Origin of the sequence: Acidovorax sp. Root219 (genome assembly GCF_001428665.1) — a bacterium.
In the GTDB taxonomy this organism is placed as follows: Bacteria; Pseudomonadota; Gammaproteobacteria; order Burkholderiales; family Burkholderiaceae_C; genus Acidovorax.
The window spans coordinates 205816-227169 of sequence record NZ_LMIJ01000023.1 but is presented as its reverse complement, the minus strand read 5'-3'; the positions used below and the strand labels follow the sequence as shown (position 1 = coordinate 227169).

At 68.0% G+C, this 21354-nt stretch carries 19 protein-coding genes; 15 read left to right on the top strand and 4 right to left on the bottom strand.

What is annotated here, in order from left to right:
* The first annotated feature begins 4 nt into the window (after positions 1–4).
* The 4 genes from ASE28_RS21440 (at position 5) to ASE28_RS21425 (ending at position 3200) form a co-directional block, all read left to right on the top strand.
* Positions 5–364 (top strand): hypothetical protein, encoded by a 360-nt coding sequence (locus ASE28_RS21440; RefSeq protein ID WP_057202039.1) that lies wholly within the window; start codon positions 5–7, stop codon positions 362–364.
* Between the two features lie 75 nt (positions 365–439).
* Positions 440–1393 (top strand): homoserine kinase, encoded by a 954-nt coding sequence (locus ASE28_RS21435; protein ID WP_057268403.1) that lies wholly within the window; start codon positions 440–442, stop codon positions 1391–1393.
* A gap of 183 nt (positions 1394–1576) precedes the next feature.
* A complete protein-coding gene (locus ASE28_RS21430; RefSeq protein WP_057202037.1) occupies positions 1577–2416 on the top strand; it encodes a BPSS1780 family membrane protein in 840 nt (279 codons plus the stop codon).
* Positions 2373–3200 (top strand): hypothetical protein, encoded by an 828-nt coding sequence (locus tag ASE28_RS21425; protein ID WP_057268402.1) that lies wholly within the window; start codon positions 2373–2375, stop codon positions 3198–3200. The genes ASE28_RS21430 and ASE28_RS21425 overlap by 44 nt, the downstream gene beginning before the upstream one ends.
* Before the next feature lie 119 nt (positions 3201–3319).
* Here ASE28_RS21425 and ASE28_RS21420 read toward each other — a convergent pair whose 3' ends face one another.
* Entirely contained in the window at positions 3320–5350 is a 2031-nt protein-coding gene (locus ASE28_RS21420) for a PhoX family phosphatase (RefSeq protein ID WP_057268401.1), read from the bottom strand.
* A 269-nt stretch (positions 5351–5619) separates the two neighbouring features.
* Between ASE28_RS21420 and ASE28_RS21415 the strand changes: the two genes are divergently transcribed.
* The 5 genes from ASE28_RS21415 to ASE28_RS21395 all read left to right on the top strand — a co-directional run bounded on the left by ASE28_RS21415 (position 5620) and on the right by ASE28_RS21395 (position 12802).
* A complete protein-coding gene (locus ASE28_RS21415; protein WP_057202034.1) occupies positions 5620–7566 on the top strand; it encodes a PhoX family phosphatase in 1947 nt (648 codons plus the stop codon).
* A gap of 319 nt (positions 7567–7885) precedes the next feature.
* On the top strand, positions 7886–9088 hold the full coding sequence (locus tag ASE28_RS21410) for an imelysin family protein (protein ID WP_057202033.1): 1203 nt from the start codon (positions 7886–7888) through the stop codon (positions 9086–9088).
* A gap of 30 nt (positions 9089–9118) precedes the next feature.
* Positions 9119–10585 (top strand): di-heme oxidoredictase family protein, encoded by a 1467-nt coding sequence (locus ASE28_RS21405; RefSeq protein WP_057268400.1) that lies wholly within the window; start codon positions 9119–9121, stop codon positions 10583–10585.
* A complete protein-coding gene (locus tag ASE28_RS21400; RefSeq protein ID WP_057268399.1) occupies positions 10582–11679 on the top strand; it encodes an imelysin family protein in 1098 nt (365 codons plus the stop codon). Before ASE28_RS21405 ends, ASE28_RS21400 begins: the two co-directional genes overlap by 4 nt.
* Position 11680: 1 nt before the next feature.
* Positions 11681–12802 carry a DUF1513 domain-containing protein gene (locus tag ASE28_RS21395; protein ID WP_082608200.1) on the top strand — a complete coding sequence of 374 codons (1122 nt, stop codon included), beginning with the start codon at positions 11681–11683 and terminating at the stop codon, positions 12800–12802.
* Between the two features lie 21 nt (positions 12803–12823).
* Here ASE28_RS21395 and ASE28_RS21390 read toward each other — a convergent pair whose 3' ends face one another.
* On the bottom strand, positions 12824–13744 hold the full coding sequence (locus tag ASE28_RS21390) for a LysR substrate-binding domain-containing protein (RefSeq protein WP_057268397.1): 921 nt from the start codon (positions 13742–13744) through the stop codon (positions 12824–12826).
* A gap of 149 nt (positions 13745–13893) precedes the next feature.
* Between ASE28_RS21390 and ASE28_RS21385 the strand changes: the two genes are divergently transcribed.
* From ASE28_RS21385 to ASE28_RS21360, 6 genes are all read left to right on the top strand, one after another.
* Positions 13894–15045 carry a CaiB/BaiF CoA-transferase family protein gene (locus tag ASE28_RS21385; protein WP_057268396.1) on the top strand — a complete coding sequence of 384 codons (1152 nt, stop codon included), beginning with the start codon at positions 13894–13896 and terminating at the stop codon, positions 15043–15045.
* 42 nt (positions 15046–15087) lie between these two features.
* Positions 15088–15981: a dioxygenase gene (locus tag ASE28_RS21380; RefSeq protein ID WP_057202027.1), complete on the top strand. Its 894-nt coding sequence runs from the start codon at positions 15088–15090 to the stop codon at positions 15979–15981.
* 10 nt (positions 15982–15991) lie between these two features.
* Positions 15992–16798: a citryl-CoA lyase gene (locus tag ASE28_RS21375; RefSeq protein ID WP_057268395.1), complete on the top strand. Its 807-nt coding sequence runs from the start codon at positions 15992–15994 to the stop codon at positions 16796–16798.
* On the top strand, positions 16795–17751 hold the full coding sequence (locus ASE28_RS21370; protein WP_057268394.1) for a tripartite tricarboxylate transporter substrate binding protein: 957 nt from the start codon (positions 16795–16797) through the stop codon (positions 17749–17751). Before ASE28_RS21375 ends, ASE28_RS21370 begins: the two co-directional genes overlap by 4 nt.
* A gap of 210 nt (positions 17752–17961) precedes the next feature.
* The gene (locus tag ASE28_RS21365) at positions 17962–18936 is read left to right on the top strand and encodes a tripartite tricarboxylate transporter substrate binding protein (protein WP_057268393.1); all 975 of its coding nucleotides are present in this window, start codon (positions 17962–17964) and stop codon (positions 18934–18936) included.
* A 138-nt stretch (positions 18937–19074) separates the two neighbouring features.
* Positions 19075–19605: a hypothetical protein gene (locus ASE28_RS21360; protein ID WP_057268392.1), complete on the top strand. Its 531-nt coding sequence runs from the start codon at positions 19075–19077 to the stop codon at positions 19603–19605.
* A 286-nt stretch (positions 19606–19891) separates the two neighbouring features.
* Here the strand turns inward: ASE28_RS21360 and ASE28_RS21355 are convergent, their stop codons facing one another.
* Positions 19892–20629, bottom strand: coding sequence for an OmpA family protein (locus ASE28_RS21355; protein WP_057268391.1), 738 nt, complete (start codon positions 20627–20629; stop codon positions 19892–19894).
* Positions 20629–21234, bottom strand: a complete 606-nt coding sequence (locus ASE28_RS33175) for a hypothetical protein (protein WP_057268390.1) — start codon at positions 21232–21234, stop codon at positions 20629–20631. The genes ASE28_RS21355 and ASE28_RS33175 overlap by 1 nt, the downstream gene beginning before the upstream one ends.
* Between the last annotated feature and the right edge of the window lie 120 nt (positions 21235–21354).

Genomic DNA, 21354 nt, shown 5'->3' with positions numbered 1-21354 from the left:
ATGCATGCGCGCTGTTCATCTCTCCCTGCTGCTGGCTCTGGCCTGCGGCCCCGTACTGGCCCAGACCGGCGGCCAGAATGCCCCTGCGGGCGCCCCCCGGCAAGGCGAGGCACTTACCACGCCCGAGTCCCTGTCAGGGCGCAACAACCAGCGCACCGAACGCATCCAGATCGAGGACGCGGGCAGCCGCGTCGACGAGGTGCGTGTGGGCGGCCAGACGCAGAGCATCAACGTGCAACCCAAGACCGGCAACATGCCCAGCTACGAAGTACAGTCCCCCGACGGCGCGCGCGGCCGCACCGGGGCCCTCAACGGCGCCGAGACCAACACCGGCCCCCGGGTCTGGAACGTCCTGAAGTTCTGATGCCTGGCCGGGGGTGCTGCGCCCCCTGCTCCCGCTTTTTCCTCCGGATTTTTTCCGCATTTCCCCTGCTGAGCGATGGCCGTTTTTACCGAAGTCTCCAATGATGAGGCGCGCGAGTTGCTGCGCCGTTTGCACCTGGGTGAGCTGGTCGCGCTGCGCGGCATCGAAGGCGGCATCGAGAACACCAACTACTTCCTCACCAGCGACCAGGGCGAGTTCGTACTGACGCTGTTCGAGCGCCTGACGGCCGAGCAGTTGCCGTTCTACCTGCACCTGATGAAGCACCTGGCACACGGCGGCGTGCCCGTGCCCGACCCGCGCGCTGACGCCAACGGCGACATCCTGCACAGCATGTGCGGCAAGCCGGCCGCCGTGGTCAGCAAGCTGCGCGGCAAGAGCCAGTTGGCCCCCGGCCCGGTGCACTGCGCCGCCATGGGCACCATGCTGGCGCGCATGCACCTGGCGGGGCGCGGCTACGACCGCCACCAGCCCAACCTGCGCGGCCTGCCGTGGTGGAACGAGACCGTGCCCGTGGTGCTTCCGCACCTCGATGCCAGCCAGGCAGCCCTGCTGCGCTCGGAGCTTGCCTACCAGAACCATGTGGCGGCCTCTTCGGCCTACACGGCGCTGCCCACCGGGCCGGTGCATGCCGACCTGTTCCGCGACAACGTGATGTTCGACGGCGAGGAGCTCACGGGGTTTTTCGACTTCTACTTTGCCGGCGTCGATACCTGGCTGTTCGACCTGGCCGTGTGCCTGAACGACTGGTGCATCGACCTGCCCACCGGTACGCACGACGCCGCGCGCGCCCGGCGCATGCTGGACGCCTACCAGGCCGTGCGCCCCCTCACGGCTGCCGAGCGCGAACTGCTGCCGGCCCTGCTGCGTGCCGGCGCCTTGCGCTTCTGGATCTCGCGGCTGTGGGATTTTTACCTGCCGCGCGAGGCCTCCATGCTGACCCCGCACGACCCGACCCACTTCGAGCGCGTGCTGCGCGGGCGCATCGCGCTGCCGGTGCACGTGGACTGAACGGTTCTGCGCAGAAACAGGGCATCTGCACGCGCATTCCGCGAGGAATATCACGCCCCGGGGCCTTTCGCATGCCCCCACATGGCCCCCGCCATGGTCCGCTGGGGTAAATTAGGCGCCATCTCCCCCACCCAGAAGCCAGGCCCGATGGCGCGGGTCCCCTCCTGATCCGCCCCTGCATCCATGAAACTCCACATCGTTCCCGCCCGCACCGGCATCGCCTGGGTCAAGCTCGGCATCCGGTCGTTCTGGCGCCAACCCATGGCACTGGCGGCGTTGTTCTTCATGACCATGGCCGCCATGTCGCTGGCCAGCTTGGTCCCGCTGGTGGGCCCGGCGATTGCGCTGGCCCTGCTGCCCTCGGCTACGCTGGCCATGATGGTGGCAGCGGCCGAAACCACCATGGGGCGCTTTCCGACGCCCGCCGTGCTGCTGGTGGCCTTTCGCACCGGCCAGCAGCGCCTGCGCGACATGCTGGTGCTGGGCGCGCTGTATGCCGTGGGCTTCCTGTCCATCATGGGGTTGTCGGCACTGATCGACGGCGGCCAGTTCGCCAGCGTCTACCTGGGGGGCGCGCCACTCACGCGCGAGGTGGCCGAAAGCGCATCGTTCCAGGGCGCCATGTGGCTGTCGATGCTGCTGTACCTGCCTTTGTCGCTGACCTTCTGGCATGCACCCGGGCTGGTGCATTGGCATGGGGTGCCGCCCGTGAAGGCCCTGTTCTTCAGCCTGGTGGCCTGTGTGCGCAACTTCGGCGCCTTCTTCGTGTTCGGTCTGGGCTGGATGGGCATCTTCCTCGTGGCTGGCGTGGTAGTGGCCCTTGCGTCGGGCCTCATTGCCCTGGCCGGGCTGGGCACAGCCGCCAGTGGCATCATGGTCGGCACGGCCATGATGCTGGCGGCGATGTTCTTCACCTCCATCGTGTTCACGTTCCGCGACTGCTTCGAACCGCCCGCCAAACCCTCGCCGGAGGAATCCCATGACGAACAGCCAGCACCCACACCAACTCCAGGGCCGCACTGAGGACGAAGCCGTCTGGTACCAGAGGCGCAGCCTGCTGCAGGCGGCTGCCGCCTGGACGGCGGCTGGAGGGTTCACTGCGGCGCATGCGCAGCAAGGCCGCAACGTGGTGGAGATGCGCGGCGATGTGCGCCGCAACGGCCAGGCCCTGGCGGCGGGCGAAGCCATCGCTCCTGGTGACCGGATCGAGACGGGGCCGGGCTCCACCGTGGTCTTCACCGTCGGCAAGGACGCCTTCATGGTGCGCCAGAACACCCGCATCTCGCTGGAAGGCGACACCCCCATGGCCGTGAAAGTGCTGCGCCTGCTGACCGGTGCGGTGGCCAGCGTGTGGGGCCGGGGCAGCGAGCGCCAGGTGGTCATGCCCACGGCCACGGCGGGCATCCGCGGCACGGGGGTGTATGCCGAGGTGTTCCCTGAACAGGACTTTCGCAGCTATTTCTGCAACTGCTACGGTACGGTGGACATTGCGGCCGGGGGCGAATCCGTCGTCAGCCAGGCCTCCTACCACCAGGCCTTCTGGGCCGAGGTCGCGCCGCGCAACGGCCGCATGCTGACGCCGGCCGGCGCCATCAACCACACGGACGAGGAACTGGAGTTCCTGGCCCGCCTGGTGGACCAGCGCACTGCCTGGCAGATCGCCGGGCGCAAGGGCAGCAAGGATGGCAGCGGGCAGATCACCTACCCTGCAGCACCTGGCGGCAGCGGCGGCACCACGCCACCAGCACCGGCCCCCGGACCCTCTTCGCGCGCACGGCCGCCGTCGCCGTATGGCTCCGACTACTGAAGCACCCCCGACCCATTGGCAAGCCTGCCGCCAGGCAGACGCGCATGAAAAAAGGCTGCCACGCCTGCGCGTGACAGCCTGCAAAGGCTTGCTGCGAAAAAAGCGCCTAAAACGCCCTGTCAGACGCCGATGGGCCCGCCGTCTGCTTTCTGTATGACCACGGTGGAAGAGCGGGGACGCACGGTGCCCGAGGCGGCCACCGTGGCGTCGCTCGTGCCGTAGGCCGGCCAGTTCACCGGGTGCTGGATGTTCAGGAAGATGGTCTTGTAGTCCGGCGTGAACGCGAAGCCGGTGATCTCGGCTTCGTTCGGGCCCACAAAGAAGCGGCGCAGGTCGCCCTGGTTCTGGGCATTGATGACCGGGCCCGTGCCCTTGCTGTCGGTGGTCATGGCGCCGGGGATCACGGCCAGCATCTGGTCGTTGGTGGAGCGCGCCACGGCATTGTTGCGGCCGCCGTCGATGCCGTTGTCGGTCTGGATCCACAGGATGCCGCGGTCGTCGAAGGCCAGGCCGTCCGGGCTGGCCAGTTGGTTCAGCGCCGTGAGGCCCGAGCGGTTGGTGTCGGCGGCAGCGCCGGCCTCGGAGCCGAACACGAAGATCTCCCACTTGAAGGTATTCGCACCCGGGGTGTCGTGCCAGCGCACGATGTGGCCGTTGGCATTGTTCAGGCGTGGATTGGGCGCATTCGTGCCCGTGGTGGCGTTGCGGCTGGTGTTGTTGGTCAGCGTCACGTACACATCGCCGTTGGAGGGGTGCACGGCTGTCCACTCGGGGCGGTCCATGGGCGTGGCGCCCACGAAGTCGGCTGCGGCGCGGGTGTTGATCAGGATCTCGTCGATCGTCTTGTACTTGTCGCCCAGGCGGGTGCCGTCCTTGCCCACGCTGGCCAGCGTCAGCGGCAGCCAGGTGCCGCTGCCGTCGTCGCCAAAGCGCGCGACGTAGAGCGTGCCCTTGTCCAGGTACTTGGCACCCACGGCCAGGCGGTCGCTGCGGCGGGCATCGGCCGCATCCCAATTGGCGTCCGACACGAAGCGGTAGATGTACTCGAAGCGCGAGTCGTCACCGCTGTAGAAGGCCAGCGGCTTGCCCGCTTCGGGCTTGCCGTAGGCTGCGCCTTCATGGGCGAAGCGGCCCATGGCCGTGCGCTTGGTGGCCACGCTGGCGGGGTCGTAGGGGTCGATCTCGACCAGGTAGCCAAAGCCGTTGACCTCGTTGCGCCAGTCGTTCAGGGCACTGGTGCCGCTGGGCGTGACGTTGAAACGGGCAAATTCACCTTGCACTTCGGTGGCATCGCCGGCGGCGGTTTCCCACTTGTAACGGCCGGCGGCCGTGGGCACACCCACGCGCACCTGGTGGGCGGGCTGGGTCGATGCATTGGTGTTGACGAAGCAGGCCGCCCAGTTTTCCTCGGCGGTGATGTAGGTGCCCCAGGGCGTGGTGCCGTTGCCGCAGTTGTTGTTGGTGCCGCGCACCGTGGTGCCCGTGGGCGAGTACGGCGTCTTGACCCAGTCGGTGCCCCCGACCGGCCCGTTGATGGCCATGGGCGTGGCCGAGGTGAAGCGGCGGTTGTAGCGCGAGTTCTTGACGATGGCCCAGGCGCTGCCCGTCTTGCGGATGTGCATCACGGCCACGCCATGGGCGTTGACTTCCTTGCGCACTTCTTCGGCGGGGCGCTTGCTGTTCACCGTGGTGGGGCCTGCGGGGTGCAGCGCCTTCTCGTCGATGTACTCATGGTTGACCACCAGCAGGCCTTCGCTGGAGCTGCCGTCCAGCGGGAAGTAATGCATGCCGTCATGGTGCATGCCGGTGGAGTTGAGCAGGTCCTTGGAGCTGTTCTTGCCGTCCTTGTCCCACTCGGCGGCGCTGTCGTTGAGCGGCGTGCCCCAGGCACCCAGCACCTGGGCCACATAGCCCGCAGGCACCACGCAGGCGTCGGTCATGGAATTGGCCAGCGAGCTGAAGCCCAGCTTCAGCGGCTCGTCGTCGCTGCCGCCGCAGGCGGACAGGCTGGTGCCGGTCAGCAGGGCCAGCGCTGCGCTCAGACCACCGCGCGTGACCGTGCGGCGCGACAGGTGGACGTCCAGGATGGCACTGAAAGGGGTGTTGCCAGCGTCGTTGCGAACGACCTTGTCAGAAATAGTCTTGCTCATGAAAACCGCACTCCTCTAGGTATTGATAAGTCATGGGAGTCGGCAGTCTAGAAATCGCATATGACCGATCCGTGACGCAAGAGCACTCGGCGCGCAGGGCGATTCGAGGGTGTGGCCGGCAGCCCGCCACGGCACCGTCAAATGCCTGTCACACAGTGTTCTTAGCATCCAGCACCAAGAGAGCGGCCCGTTGCCCTGCCATGCCTGCATGGCGAGCAGCGGCCTCTCTTCATAAAACCCATATAACAAACCACGGAAGCTGCAATCCAATGACCTCTGCGTCCACCCCTTCGCGCCGCCAGGCCCTCCAATTCCTGGCCGGCATCCCCCTGCTTCCGCTGGGCACAGGCGGCATCGCTGCCTCGCTGCTGACCGCCTGCGGCGGTGGCGATGACGGCGCGTCCTATGTGTCCACCGCGTTCACCTCGATGGCCGCGCCCACGCTGGCCAACCCGGCGGCCATGGCCACGAACACCGTGGGCTCGACCATGCAGGTCACGCTGAGCGACGGCTCGGTGCAGAGCTACGCGCTGGCCTACCAGCCCTTCTTCATCACCGGCGACTCGGTGCCCAACGTCAAGGGCGGCCAGATCCTGGCGGGCAGCTACTTCGACATCAACAACCAGCCCATCATCGACACCACGGTGGCCGGCAAGGACCGCCAGTTCTTCTCCGATGCCCCGGACGGCACCTCGCTGCTGACCGTGCCCAACGCCAAGGTCGACGGCGTCAAGGGCAACCACGTGTTCGCCGTGGTGCAGTTCGAATACACCACCTGGGCCCAGGACGGCAAGACCGACATGTACGGCAAGCTGCCCTCGCCCATCGCCGTGCTCACGCTGGACCAGGATCCCAACACCGGCAAATTGAGCCTGGTGAAGTACCACAACGTCGACACCTCCAAGGTGCACGGCCTGTGGATCACCTGCGGCGCCAGCCTGTCGCCCTGGGGCACCCACCTGTCGAGCGAAGAGTACGAACCCGACGCGTTCACCGTCGCAAGCAACACCCAGTTCCAGGCCTACGCCAAGAACCTGTACGGCGACGCGAGCCGCGCCAACCCCTACCACTACGGCCACATGCCCGAAGTGACGGTCAACCCCGACGGCACCGCCAGCATCAAGAAGCATTTCTGCATGGGCCGCATCTCGCACGAGCTGGTGCAGGTCATGCCCGACCAGCGCACCGCGCTGATGGGTGACGACGCTACCAACAGCGCCTACTTCGTGTTCGTGGCCGACAAGGAAAAGGACCTGTCCTCGGGTACGCTGTATGCCGCCAAGGTCGGCGCCGGCTTCACCGTCGATGCCAAGGCCACTGCCGGCGCACCGCTGACCTGGATCAAGCTCGGCTCGGCCAACAGCGCCGAGATCGAAGCCTTGGCGAACACGCTCAAGCCCACCGACATCATGACCGTGGCCACCGCCAACCCGAGCGATGCCAGCTACACCCGCATCGTGTCCAACGGCAAGGAAGAGTGGATCAAGCTCAAGCCCGGCATGGAAAAGGCCGCCGCCTTCCTGGAAACCCACCGCTACGCCGCCTTCGTGGGCGCCAGCATGGGCTTTACCAAGATGGAAGGCACCACGGTCAACGCCAAGGACAAGATCGCCTACTCGGCCCTGCAGAACGTGCAGACCTCGATGGTGGCCGGCAATGCCCTGAACGTGGCGGGCAACGGCGTGTCCGTGCCCAAGGCCATCAACGCCGGTGCCGTGATGGCCCTGAACCTGCGCGGCGGCCAGAAGGACACTGCTGGCGCCAACATCAACAGCGAGTGGATGCCTGTGGACACCAAGGCGCTGCTGGTTGGCGAAGACATCGCCTCCGACGCCCTGGGCAACACCGCCAACCCGAACACCATCGGCAACCCCGACAACCTCAAGTTCTCGGAGAAGATGCGCACCCTGTTCATCGGCGAAGACAGCAGCCAGCACGTGAACAACTTCCTGTGGGCCTACAACATCGACACCAAGCAGCTGTCGCGCCTGATGTCCATTCCCGCCGGCGGCGAATCCACCGGCCTGCATGCCGTGGACGAAATCAACGGCTGGACCTACATCATGAGCAACTTCCAGCACGCCGGTGACTGGGGCGCCATCCACAGCGTGGTCAAGCCCACGCTGGACCCGCTGATCATCGCCAACTACAAGAACAAGGCCGGCGCCGCCGTGGGTTACCTCACGGCAACGCCCAAGCAGCCACGCCTGGGCTGATCTTCCGGTTCTGCAACGGCTGCGCCGGGCGCAGCCACCAAGGGGGTCCCGCAGCCATGCGGGACCCCTTTTTTCGTGGACGGCACCCCCACAGGGGAGCCGCATGGCACACGCAGGCACAATGCCCTTTTGCACCAATGCAAATACATCCCATTCTTATAATCACTGCGATCCAGGGGTGCGGCACCGCGATGCATCCTTGAACTTCGGGCCTTTTCGCCCCATCACGCCCACCGGATTCCCGGCCTGGCCCCGGCCAGCCCGGGCGGCTCCAGGCAGGTCTGCCTTGTCACCCGTCTTCGTTCTTGAGGAGAAACGCATGAAAACCACGCTACTGCACACCACCACCCTGGCTGCGGCCCTGATCGCCGCCAGCCCCCTGGGCTTCCTGGGTGTGGCGCAGGCACAGGGCACGTCCGCTCAGGCACAACAGGCGGTGACGGCCGCCGCAGTTGCGGCGCAGTACGCCACGCTGGTGCATGCCAACTACGAAGACACCCTGACCAGCGCCAAAGCCATGCAGGCGGCGATCAAGGCCTTCACCGCCCAGCCGTCGGCCGAAACCCTGGCCGAGGCCCGCAAGACCTGGCTGGCCGCACGCGAGTTCTACGGCCAGACGGAGGCCTTTCGCTTCTACGGCGGCCCCATCGACGACGACAAGGGCCCCGAAGGCCAGATGAACGCCTGGCCCATGGACGAATCGTATGTGGACAGCGTCGAAGGCAAGCCCAAGGCCGGCCTGATCAACAACCGCAAGATCGCCATCACCAAGAAGGCGCTGGCGGCGCAGAACGAGCGCGGCGGCGAGGAGAACATCGCCACCGGCTGGCACGCCATCGAGTTCCTGCTGTGGGGCCAGGACTTGTCCGAAACCGGCCCGGGCAACCGCAATTTCGAGGACTTCGTGGACGGCAAGAAGCCCAATGCCGACCGCCGCCGCCAGTACCTCACGGTGGTGACCGAACTGCTGGTCGATGACCTGGGCTTCCTCGTGAAGTCGTGGGCACCTGATGCCAAGGCCAACTACCGCGCAAAGTTCGCCAAGGGCAACATGGAGTCGGTGCGCAAGATGCTGGTGGGCCTGGGCTCGCTCTCGCGCGGCGAACTCGCGGGCGAGCGCCTGGAAGTGGCGCTTAACAGCCAGGACCAGGAAGACGAGCACTCGTGCTTCTCGGACAACACGCACCGCGACGCCGTGACCAATGCCAAGGGCATCCAGAACGTGTGGCTGGGCGAATACCAGCGCGCCGACGGAAGCAAGGTCAAGGGCGCATCGCTGCGCGACCTGGTCGCCGCCAAGAACCCGGCCCTGGCCGACAAGACCACCCAGCAGATCGCCACCTCGGTGGCGGCGGCCGAGGCCATCCAGGCACCATTCGACCGTGAGATCATCGGCGGCAAGGATGCACCGGGCCGCCAGCGCATCCAGAAGACCATCGACAGCCTGACCCAGCAAAGCAAGGATCTTGTGGAAGCCGCCAACGCCATCGGCATCACCAAGCTCACGCTGGTCCAACCCTGAGGCTCCCCGCCTGCGCTTTCCTTTCGTTCCATGTCGCTTTTGCAAGCCCCTGACCGCCGGCGCGCCACGCGCCTGGCGATTGCCAGCATCGGCCTTGCGGCCCTGGGCGGCCTCATGGCCGACACCCCCGCCGACCCACTCGGCGAGAAGGTCGGCGGCAACACCACGGTGTACGCCACGGGCCGCAATGCCTTTTCCTTCCCGGCCGCCAACCTCGATGACGCTGAGCGCACGCGCTTCGTGATCGGCAATTCGTTCTTCCGCCGCAACTGGGTCGAGGCACCGGCCTCCACCAAGGCGCGCGACGGCCTGGGCCCGCACTTCATCGCGCGCTCGTGCGGCGGCTGCCACGTTCAGGACGGCCGGGGTGAGCCGCCAGCCATCTTCAACCGCCTGGGCGAAACCAAGGACCCGACGGTGGCCCTGCTGATACGCCTGTCCATCCCTGGCGCCGATGCCCATGGCGGCCCGAAGCACGACCCGGTGTACGGCGACCAGTTCAACAACGCCGCTGTCCAGGGCGTCAAGCCCGAGGGCCGCGTGACCCTGCGCTACAAGACCGTCAAAGGAAAGTTCGCCGACGGCACACCCTACGAACTGCTCGATCCCCACTACGGCTTTGCCGACCTGGGCTATGGCCCAATGCACCCACAGATCATGGCGAGCCCGCGCATTGCGCCGCAGATCATCGGCGTGGGCCTGCTCGAAGCCATTGCCGAGGCCGACATCCTGGCCAACGCGGCCGACCAGGCAGCGGCAGACGGCCCGATCAAGGGCGTGCCCAACCGCGTGTGGGACGCCCCCTCGGGCCAGATGATGCTGGGCCGCTTCGGCTGGAAGGGCAACGTTGCGACCATCGCGCACCAGACCGGTGGCGCCTTCCAGGGCGACATGGGCATCACCTCGAAGCACTTTGCCAACGAGACCTGCACTCCCACTCAGAAGGACTGCCTGGCCGCACCGAGCGGCAAGAGCGCCGCGGCGCAGGGCCAGCCGGGCGTGGAGATCGACGACAAGACCTTCGACGAAGTGGTGTTCTACCAGGCCACGCTGGCACCGCCCGCACGCCGCAACCCCAAGGACGCGCAGGTCGTGCGTGGCCAGGCGCTGTTCGCCAATGCCCAGTGCGCCACCTGCCACCGGCCGAGCTACGTCACCAAGGAAGGCCCCTTCCCGCACCTGACGAGCAAGGCCCTGTCGGGCCAGCGCATCTGGCCCTACACCGACATGCTGCTGCACGACATGGGTGAACGCCTGGCCGACAACCGGCCCGACTTCGCCGCCAATGGCCGGCAGTGGAAGACGCCGCCGCTGTGGGGCACGGGCCTGATCAAGGACGTGAACGGCCATACCCGGCTGCTGCACGACGGTCGCGCCCGCGGCGTGCTCGAGGCCGTTCTGTGGCACGGTGGCGAGGCCGAAGCCGCCAAGGACAAGGTACTGAAGATGAACAAGGCCGAGCGCGATGCGCTGGTCAAGTTCGTGGAGTCGCTATGAAACACCCATTCCTTCGCACAGCAGCTGCCGCCCTGGCCCTGGGCGCACTGCTGCTGCCGGCACAGGCCCAGACCGGCTGGAAACTCAACGCCGTGCCCTTCTACGACACCACGCACGCGCTGCAAAGCCTGTACGGCCACTGGGGCAAGCCGCGCGCGCAGGAGTTGGCCACGGCCGCGCAGGCGCTGGCCCCTGCCGTGCGGGCGCTGTGCGAGGCGCCTGCAGGCCAATCGGCCGCAGCCCTCACCGGCGCCCGCAACGCCTGGCAGCGCAGCATGATGGCCTGGGAGACGCTGGGCGCCGTGGCCGTGGGCCCGGTGATCACACGCCGGACACAGCGACAGATGGACTTTGCCCCCACGCGCCCGGCCCTGATCGAACGGGCCATCAAGACCCAGCCGCAGGGCGCCAAGGCCTTCGAGCGCATCGGCACGCCCGCCAAGGGCCTGCCAGCGCTGGAATGGCTGCTGTGGACGCAACCCGTGGCGCCCGGCACACCGGCCTGCGGCTATGCGGTGGAAGTGGCCCTGGACATCGAGCGCGAAGCCATGGCCGTGGCCAGCGCCTTCGACACCGCAGCCGGCACCGACTGGGCAGCCGAGGACGAACAGGAGCGCTCCACCGCGGCCATGGGCGAGTTCATCAACCAGTGGGTGGGCGGCATCGAGCGCCTGCGCTGGGCGCACATGGAAAAGCCGCTGCGCGCCGCGCAAGGCACGCGCCCGCCCGAGTACCCCCGCGCCGCCAGCGGCCAGGCTTCTGCCGCCTGGAAGGCCGAGTGGAACGCCCTGCGCACCCTGGCCGTGCTGCCCGAAAGCGCCCCGACCCCCACGCCCGGCGAGGCCCTGGTGCCGCTGGAGACCTATTTGCGCGGCCGCGGCCTGAACCCGCTGGCCGACCAGTTGCTGGCCACCACGCAGCGCGTGGACAAGGCCCTGCAGGCCATCGACCAGTCCGGCGCCACCGGCAAGGCCGGCGGCGAGCGGGTGCTGCAGGCGTCCAGGGAACTGGCGGCGCTCAAGCGCCTGGCCGAGGCCGAGATCGCGCCTGCACTGCAGGTGAGCATCGGCTTTTCGGACGCGGATGGGGATTGAGGTGAACGCCACGCTGAGCCGCCGCCAGGCCCTGTGGCTGATGGGCGGTCTGGCGGCGATGCCGCTGGCAACCCACGCAACCCCCGCCGCTGCGGCAGCCATGCAACTGCTGGCTGCCTGGCAGCAGGCCAATGGCAGCTACCGCATCGGCGTGCTGGCCGCGCAGGCCGGCGGGCCTTCGCCCCTGCAGGTGCGCCAGGCACTGGAAGTGCCCACGCGCGCCCACGGCCTGGCCCAGTTGCACGATGGCAGCATGGTTGCCACCGCGCGCCGCCCCGGTGACTGGCTGGTGCGCTGGCATCCGGGCCAGCCCGCTGGCAAGGCGCAATGGCACTGGGTGGATGCGACGCGCTCCTTCAACGGCCATGTGATCGCCAGCGCTGACGGCCGCTTCCTCTACACCACCGAGACCGACGTGGACACGGGCGCCAGCCTGGTCGCACGGCGCGATGCGCGCAGCCTTGAGACCGTGGACGAGTGGGCGACGCAGGGCATCGATGCGCACGAGCTGATCTGGGCACCCGCCGCCAAGGGTAGCCCACCGGCGCTGATCGTGGCCAACGGCGGCGTGCCCACTGCGCCCGAAACGGGGCGCACCAAGCGCGACCTGCACACCATGGATTCGAGCATCGTGCGGCTGCACGGCGACAGCGGCGAACTGCAGGGCCAGTGGCGCCTGCCCGATGCGCGCCTGAGCCTGCGCCACCTGGCCTGGAACGCCGAGCGCACGGTGCTGGGCATCGCACTGCAGGCCGAGCACGCCGAGGCGGCGGACAAGGCGGCCGCGCCCATCCTTGCGCTGTTCGATGGCAAGGCGCTGCGCCTGTGCCCCGCCGGCCAGTCGATGGCCGGCTATGGCGGCAGCATCGCCAGCACCGCCGAGGGCTGGGCCGTGAGCTGCCCGCGCAGCCAGGGCGTGGCCACCTTCACGCCCGATGGGCAGTGGCGCGGCCTGGTGGGGCTGGAAGAGGTCTGCGCACTGGCGGTGGGCAGCGGCCGCCTGTGGGCAGCCGGGGTTTCACACTCGCTCGAAGACGCGCGCTCCACCCATCCACTCACGCACGCGCACGCCAAGGAGCTCACGGGCGCGCGCATGGACAACCACTGGGTAAGGTTGGCCTGACCCCTCCCAGGGGCTGGCATTTCAGGCCGCCCGGCCTGCGCGCTGGGCCACGTCCTTGAGGCTGCTGCGCAGCGCCAGCTTGCGCACGATGGCCGAGAACGCGCGGGTGGGCGCCGACTCGCGCGCCACGGGCGACCACAGCATGCCCGGGGTGCGCACGGGCGTGGGGCTTTCCAGCCGCACCACCACCAACCCCGAATGCGGAGACACCACATTGGCCGCCACGATGGACGCCAGTTGCGTCTTGCCCACCAAGTCCATCATCGGCGCAAGCGTGTTGATCTCGGCCACCACCTGCGGCTCGGCGCCGCAGGAGCGAAAGCACTCGTCCAGCATCTGCCGCGTGGCAAAGCTGGCCGGCAACAGGGCCATGGGCATGCGGTGCAACTCGACCATGCGCACACGCTTGCGCCGCGCCAGCGGGTGGCCCTTGGCCACCACCAGCACCATCTCTTCGTTGTAGAGCGGCTCGAACTGCAGCGGCCCCGGCACTGCCGGCCGGTAGGCGATGCCCAGGTCCAGCGTGCCCTGCTGCAGGCGCGCGGCGATGTGGTCTGCCGACAGTTCTTCGACCACCACCTTCACGCGCGAATGGCGCTCGTGGAAGGCGGCGATGCAGCCCGGGATGAAGCCCAGGTTGAAGGTGTGCGTGGAGCCGATGTGCAGCTCGCCCGCCACCTCCGAGCCGTTCTGGCGCAGGGCGCCCAGGCCCAGGTCGATCTCGTGCAGGGCCTTGGTGCAGTAGTGCAGAAACTCGTCGCCCGCACCGGTCAGCGCCACGCGCTTGCCTGCGCGGTCGAACAGCGCCGCACCGATCTCCTCCTCGAGCTGCTTGATCTGGTGCGACAGCGTGGACTGCGTCACATGCAGCCGCTCGGCCGCACGCGTGAAGTTGAGCGAGCCGGCCAGGGCGATGAAGTAGCGCAGGTGCCTCAGTTCCATGGCATGCCACCGGTGGTTGATCGATGCTATCGATGGTAACCATGAAAAACAATCATTTCCAGGAAGTCGGTACGCCCCCTACAGTCGCCTGCAACCCACAAGACCGCCCTGAAGTCCAGGCGGCCAGAGACCCACAAGGAGACAACGAGGTGCACAAAGTCCTCAGCGGTATCAAGGTGCTGGAGCAAGGCACGTTCATCACGGGCCCGGCGGCAGGCATGTTCCTGGCCGACCTGGGGGCCGAGGTCATCAAGATCGAGCAGCCCGGCGCGGGCGACCCGTTCCGCGCGTTCCGCGGCGGCCTCTACAGCCCGCACTTCCAGACCTACAACCGCAACAAGCGCAGCATCACGCTCAACCCCAAGCTGCCCGAGGACGCAGCCGTGTTCGACGAGCTGGTCAAGGATGCGGACGTCTACATCCAGAACTTTCGCCCCGGCGCTGCCGACCGGCTGGGCGCGGGCGAGGCCCGGCTGCGCGGACTGAACCCGCGCCTGGTGTACTGCGCGATCAGCGGCTTCGGCCAGACCGGCCCGGCCGCAGGCCGCCCGGCCTACGACACCGTGGCCCAGGCCGCCAGCGCCTTCCTCAAGCTGCTGGTGAACCCTGCCAACCCCCGCGTGGTGGGCCCGGCGCTGGCCGATGCGATGACCGGCTTCTACGCCGCCTACGGCGTGCTGGGTGCCATCGTCGAGCGCGGCCGCACGGGCGTGGGCCGCAAGGTCGAGGTGTCCATGCTCGAAGCCATGTGCCACTTCAATCTCGATGCGTTCACGCACTACTTCTCGGAAGACGAGGTCATGGGCCCCTACAGCCGGCCCAGCGTCTCGCAGTCCTACGTGCTCGAATGCGCCGACGGCCTGTGGATCGCGCTGCACATGTCCTCGCCCGAAAAATTCTGGCAGGGCCTGGCCAACGCCATCGAGCGCCCGCGCCTGTTCGACGACCCGCGCTTCGCGACGCGCGAGGCGCGCATCACCCACCAGGAGGACCTGATCACGCTGCTCGGCGGCCTGTTCCGCGAACAGACGCGCGCCACCTGGTGTGCCCGGCTCGAAGCCCAGGACGTGCCGCACGCACCCATGTACGACACCCGAGAAGCCATGGAAGACCCCCAGGCCCGCCACCTGCAGCTGGAAGTGAGCGCCCCCCACCCCGAGGGCGGCCAGTGGCGCACCATCCGCTCGCCGGTGAGCTTCGACGGCGAGCGCGCATTGGAAGTCACCGCGCCGCCCATGCTGGGGGCCGACAACGCGGCCATCGTCGGACCCATACGCCAGCGGCTCGGGCAAGCGCTCTGACCCGCCAGCCGACCCCAAGAAAAGACAAGGAGACAAGAACCCATGACCCCATCGAATGAAAACGAGCTGACCCAGGCCGTGCTGCAGCGCCTGGACGGCGCCAGCGACCCGCGCTTCGCGCAGATCATGGAATCGCTGGTCACGCACCTGCATGCCTTCATCCGCGAGGTGGACCTGAAGCCCGAGGAATGGATGCAGGGCATCGAGTTCCTCACCGCCGTGGGCAAGGCCTGCACCGGCCAACGCCAGGAGTTCATCCTGCTGTCGGACACGCTGGGCGCCTCGATGATGGTGGTGATGCTCGACCAGCTGCGTGCCACCGCCCATGCCAAGGGCAGCCAGCGCATGACCGAGGCCACCGAGGCCACGGTGCAGGGCCCCTACTACTGGGAGGGCGCGCCCGAGCTGCCGCTGGGCGCCAACCTGTCCGCAGGCGTCAAGGGCGAACCCACCTTCTACAGTGGCCGCGTGACCGACACGCACGGCCAGCCGCTGGCGGGCGCGCTGCTCGACATCTGGTCGGGCGATGGCGAGGGCGTGTACGACATGCAGGTGGAAGGCTCGGGCATGGCCGCGCGCGCACGCGTCCGCACCGATGACCAGGGCCGCTACTGGTTCTGGTCCATCCGCCCGAGCTTCTACCCCGTGCCGGTAGACGGCCCCGTGGGCCGCATGCTCGACGGCATGGGCCGCCACCCGAACCGGCCCGGCCACATCCACATGATGGTCTCCGCAACTGGGCATGCCCCGGTCACCACCCACCTCTTCGTGGCAGGCAGCCCCTACATCGAGTCGGATGCGGTGTTCGGCGTGCGCCCCAGCCTGATCGTGGACTTCGAGCAGCACCCCGCCGGCCAGGCGCCGGACGGCACGGCACAGGCCGCGCCCTGGTGGTCGGCGCACTACGACTTCCGCCTCGAACCGCAAAACGCCTGAAAGCCGCTCCATGAAAATCGGAAAATCCACCGTCCCGCGCACCGCCATCTGCACCTCCAACGAGCACACCATCGTCGTGCGCGGCGAGGACCTGTGCCAGGACCTGATCGGCCACATCCCGTTCGCCGACTACTTCTTCCTGCTGCTCACCGGCCGCCGGCCCGACGCGGCCTGCAGCGCGGTGCTCAACGCCACCCTGGTGGCGATCGCCGAGCACGGCCTGGTGCCCAGCGTGCAAGCCAGCCGCATGACCTTTGCCGCCGCGCCCGATGCCTTGCAGGGTGCGGTGGCCGCCGGCATCCTGGGCTGCGGCTCGGTGATCCTCGGCGCATCGGAAACCGCAGGCCGCATGTTCGCCGACGTGGCGGCGCGGGTGGATGCCGGCGCCACGCTCGACGATGCGGCCACGGCCGTGGTCACCGAGCTCAAGGCCGCGCGCCGTTCCATCCCGGGCTATGGCCACCCGCTGCACAAGGAGGTGGACCCGCGCGTGGGCCGGCTCATCGCCGTGGCCACCGAAGCCGGCGCCGACCTGCGCTACGTGCAGATCGCGCTGGCACTGGAGAAGGTGATCCCCGGTATCGTCGGCAAGGAGCTGCGGCTGAACGTCTCGGCCGCGATCCCGGCGGTGCTGATGGGCGTGGGCTTCCCGGTGGCGTCGCTGCGCGGCGTGCCCATCCTGGCGCGCACAGCGGGGCTCATAGCTCACCTGGCCGAAGAGGCCGAGACGCCGAGCGGCTTTGCCTTGTCCTACCAGGCCACGCGCGAACTGCAGTACGAGGGCAGCCTGCCCGATGGCTTTGGAGAAGCAGCATGACGCAGCGCCGCCAGCTCATCGCCGCCACAGCACTGGCGCTGCTGGCCAGCGCTGCCAGCGCGCAGGGCACCGGCCGCCCCCTCAAGCTGGTCGTGCCCTTTGCCGCCGGTACCTCGACCGACATCGTGGGCCGGGTGCTGGCCGAGGCCCTGGGCCGCCAACTCGGGCAGACGGTGATCGTAGAGAACAAACCCGGTGCGGGAGGCACCATCGGCAGCGAGATGGTGGCGCGCGCGGGTGCCGATGCCAACACCCTGCTAATGGGCACCGTGGGCACACATGCCATCAACCCCACGCTGTACAAGAAGCTGCCCTACCAGCCGCTGCGCGACTTCGTGCCGCTGGGCTTTGCAGGCGCCACACCCACCCTGCTCGTGGTGCCGGCCAGCGCGCCGTGGAAGGGCGTGGCCGACCTGCGCCAGGCCAGTGGCAAATCCGTGAGCTTCGCCTCGGCGGGCAACGGCACCTCGGGCCACCTGGCGGGCGAGACGCTGAACATCCGCCTGGGGAAAGACTTCGTGCACGTGCCCTACCGCGACGGCGCGCAGGCGCTCACCGAGCTGATGGGCGGCAACGTGCAGTTCATGTTCTACCACCCGGCCGCCGTGCTGCCGCACATCCGTGCGGGCAAGCTGCGCGCCCTGGGCGCGTCGAGCGCCAAACGCAGTGCGGCAGCGCCCGACGTGCCCACGCTGGCCGAGCAGGGCGTGGCGGATTTCGACCTGGTCGCGTGGTTCATGCTGTATGCGCCCGCCTCGATGCCGGCCGCGCAGCGCGACACCTTGCGCGATGCCACGCAGGCCGTGCTGGCCCAGGCCGAGGTGCGCGAGAAGCTCGCCGCGCAGGGCATTGAATCCGCGGCCATGAACGCAGCGGAGATGGCCACCTTCGGCACGGCCGAGGTCGCCAAGTGGGGCGAAGCAGTGAAACGCTCCGGCGCCCAGGTGGACTGATAGCGACCGACAAGCCACGCATGCCCCTCCCACAGCCCGCCCACCGGAGTCGGCGGCTCTGGCGCAGCCATGCCCGGCACGAAAGGAGTGATGCCATCGATTGACGGACAGACCCACACGGTGCGATGCACGCCATGGCGGCGTTGCGCTGCAGACGAGCGAAGCGAACAGACCACACAAGCGGGCATGAACCCGCAACAGGAGACAAGAATGCGCAGAACAATGGTGATGAAGACGATGCTGGTGCTGGCCGCCGGTACCTTGCTGGCCGGCAAGGCCCTGGCCCAGGGGGCGGAATGGCCGAACAAGCCCATCAAGATCGTGGTGGGCTTTGCGCCCGGCACGCCGCCCGACATCTTCGCCCGCATGTACGGAGACTACGCGGGCAAGAAGCTCGGCGTGCCGGTGGTGATCGACAACCGGCCTGGCACGGCCGGCAACCTGGCTTCGGACGCAGTGGCCAAGTCGCCTGCGGACGGCTACACCTTCGTGTACAACCTGTCCACGGCGTTCACGATCAACCCCTTCATCTACAGCAAGCTGCCGTTTGACCCCGACAAGGACCTGGTGCCCGTGGCCACCACTATGCGCCAGGGCCTGGTGCTGATCGCCACCAACAAGTTCCCGGCCAAGACCGTCAAGGACCTGGTGGCCGCCGCCAAGGCCAAGCCGGGTGTCTACTCGCACGCCTCGTACGGCGCGGGCAGCCCCTCGCAGCTGATCGTGGAGTCGCTCAAGGACGAGGTCGGCATTGACATGCTGCACGTGCCCTACCGCGCCAGCCCCATCGCCGACCTCATGGGCGGCCAGGTGGACACGCTGATGGAGCCAATCGCCACCGGCTACCAGCTGATCAGCAGCGGCAAGGTACAGGCGCTCGCCTACTCGGGCCCCACACGCCATCCCGCCCTGCCCGATGTGCCCACGCTGTCGGAGGTGATGCCCGGCTTCTCGATGATGTCCTGGCACGGCATCTGGGCGCCTGCGGCCACGCCGCAGCCCATCCTCACCCGCTTCAACGCACTGCTGGTCGAGGCGAGCAAGGACCCCGATCTCTCGCGCCGCATCAAGGAGCTGCACAGCGAGCCCCTGGGCGTCACGCGCACCGAGATGGCTGCCATGGTGCGCCGCGACGCGGACATCTACAGCCGCGTGGTGAAGGCACGCAACATCAAGGTGGATTGATGTCCCTGCGGCGGGCTGCACCGCAGCCTCGCGCCGCGCCGCCATGCCAGGGGGAACGGGAAGAACGATCGCCGCACCATTGACACCTGCCTGGGTGCCGGGAAAATCACAGCCTCACCACCAACGGCTGTGCATCCCATGAACATTCCAGGAATCGGCGAATTCACCCCGGACGAAGACGTGGGCGGCTATGCCAGCGAGCCCATTGAAGTACCCATGCTCGGCAACCAGGAATGCACCATCTTCCTCGAAGGCTACGACGACGATGACAAGCCCGAGGAATTTCTCGCGGCCGTCAGGAAGCTGCTGGCCGCGGACGTCTCCGTCCTGGAGGCAGTGCAGCAGGAGCTGTTCAGGTACTGCGAGGACGTGAATTCACAGCGAGATCCTTCGGACGAAGACTATCTTGCCATCGACAGCCCGGAGGCTGTGTGGGACTGCATCGAGTTTGGCGACGAGCTCTACGTGACGCGCCGGCCTCACGGCGACCAGGGCATCTACGTGTCGATCGAATGCAGCTGCGACTGGGAGCCGGAGCATGGCCTGCAGATCGTGCTGAAAAATGGCGAGCGCGTGACCAAGGTCGGCATGTTCGATGGCCACCTCAGCAACGCCGACAGCTACGCCGATGCCGCGCTGGAGAATGTGGTCTACCACCCATTGCGCTGAGAACCTGTTCAAAGTCTTTTTGGAGCCGCGCAAATGCCTTGTCGGGATGGGATGCAAGGCGCGGGGTGCAGCCAATAGCTCGGCTATTGGCAAGCGCCGCAACGCCGCAGACCGCCCGACAAGGCACTTGCCCGGAGGGTTGGAGTGAAATCGGCCGATGAACTTGAAGTGCCTGGCGCCCCGGCTGCTTGTATGGGCATGAGCCCATGCGGCGCATCCGAAGCATCCACTCATCCCGATTGCACTCCAACGCGGCTGCAAAAAGACTTTGAACAGGTTCTGAGCGCTAACGCGCAGCCGCCACGTCCGCCGCCGAGGGTGGCTGCAGCAGGATCTGCACACGCCGGTTGCGCTGGCGGCCTTGCGGGTCGTCGCCCCCTTCGGGCGTGGTGTTGGACGCCACGGGCTGGCGCTTGCCCAGTCCCTGCGTCTGCGCCTGGCGGTGGGTGCGCTCGCGCAGCGCGTCGGCCACGGCCTGGGCCCGGCGCTGGGACAGCGGGTCGTTGTACGCATCCGTGCCCTTGGCGTCGGTGTGGCCCACCACGAGCAGCGGTGCGGACGGATAGCCCCGGATGAGTTCGGCGGCCTTGTCCAGAGGGCCTTTGGAGTCGGGCCTCAGTTCGGCCTTGTCGAAATCGAACAGCACGTCGGCGGGCAAGTCGATGGAGATGGCACGCTCGGGGGTCTCGCGGGCCTGGAGTTCGGACAGCAGCCTGCGCGTGAGCTCCAGCCGCTGCGGCGGGATCTCGGCCTGGCGCAGCGCCGTGGCGGGCTGGGCGCTGCTGCCCAGGCGGGTCTCGGGCCCGCCGGCAGCCAGCGTGCCGCCCACCGCCTGCGGTCGCAACACCGTGGCAGGCGCCGCGGCATTGGTGACCAGCTGCGTCGGAACGTCCTTGAGCGAGCGGTGACTGCGCTGGACGGACAGCGCCTGCGCCTGGGACGCGCACAGCAACGCCGCCGCGGCGAGCACGGCCACGCGCAAGGGCCGTTGCCGGACGGCGCGCACGGAAGGCCGGCGTCCCATCAGCCGTCCTGCAACGGCAGGTTGATGGTCAGGCCCGGAGCGACTATGTTGTCGCCCTGGTTGCCGTCGTTGAACACCACCTTGAGGGTGCGCGCACTGACGGGTACGCTGCCCATGAAGACCAGTTGCCCGTCCAGGGTTTCGCCTTCGCGCACCGAGATGTTGCGGTTGTTTTCCGGCCGCTTGATGTGCAGGCGTGCCCCGGATTCGTCCTCGAGGAAGGTGTCCGCCAGCGCCAGCATGGTGGTGTTGGTGATGCGGTTGGCAAAGGAGATGCTGACGTCGACCACGGTGGCATCGCCGCCGATCTCGACGCCTTTGACACGCACGGTGAGCCCTGCCGAAGCAACCCCTTGTAGTGCCACCGGCACCTTCCTGGTGGCCGCGGCCGCCACGGCGGGTGCGGTGGTGGCGGCAGGAACGACCGCAGGAGCGGCCGACACAGGGGCCGGACCGGCCGGCGCAGCAGGGGCGGCGGGCGCCGCGGCAGGCGCTTCATCGGCCTTGGGTTTGGGCGCGCGGTCGCAACCGGCCAGTGCCAGCGCGAGCACGCAGGCAGCGGCCAGGGCAGCGCGGGACAGGGAATCGGATGTTCCGGGGTTCATGGCAGGTACTTCCCTTGGTGCAGATGGATCGGCGTCCATTCTTGGATGCCCATCGGCCATGCCTGTAAGAAAGGGTTTCGAACTCCGGCCATCGCCGGGGAACCGGGCCGGCGCAGCGGC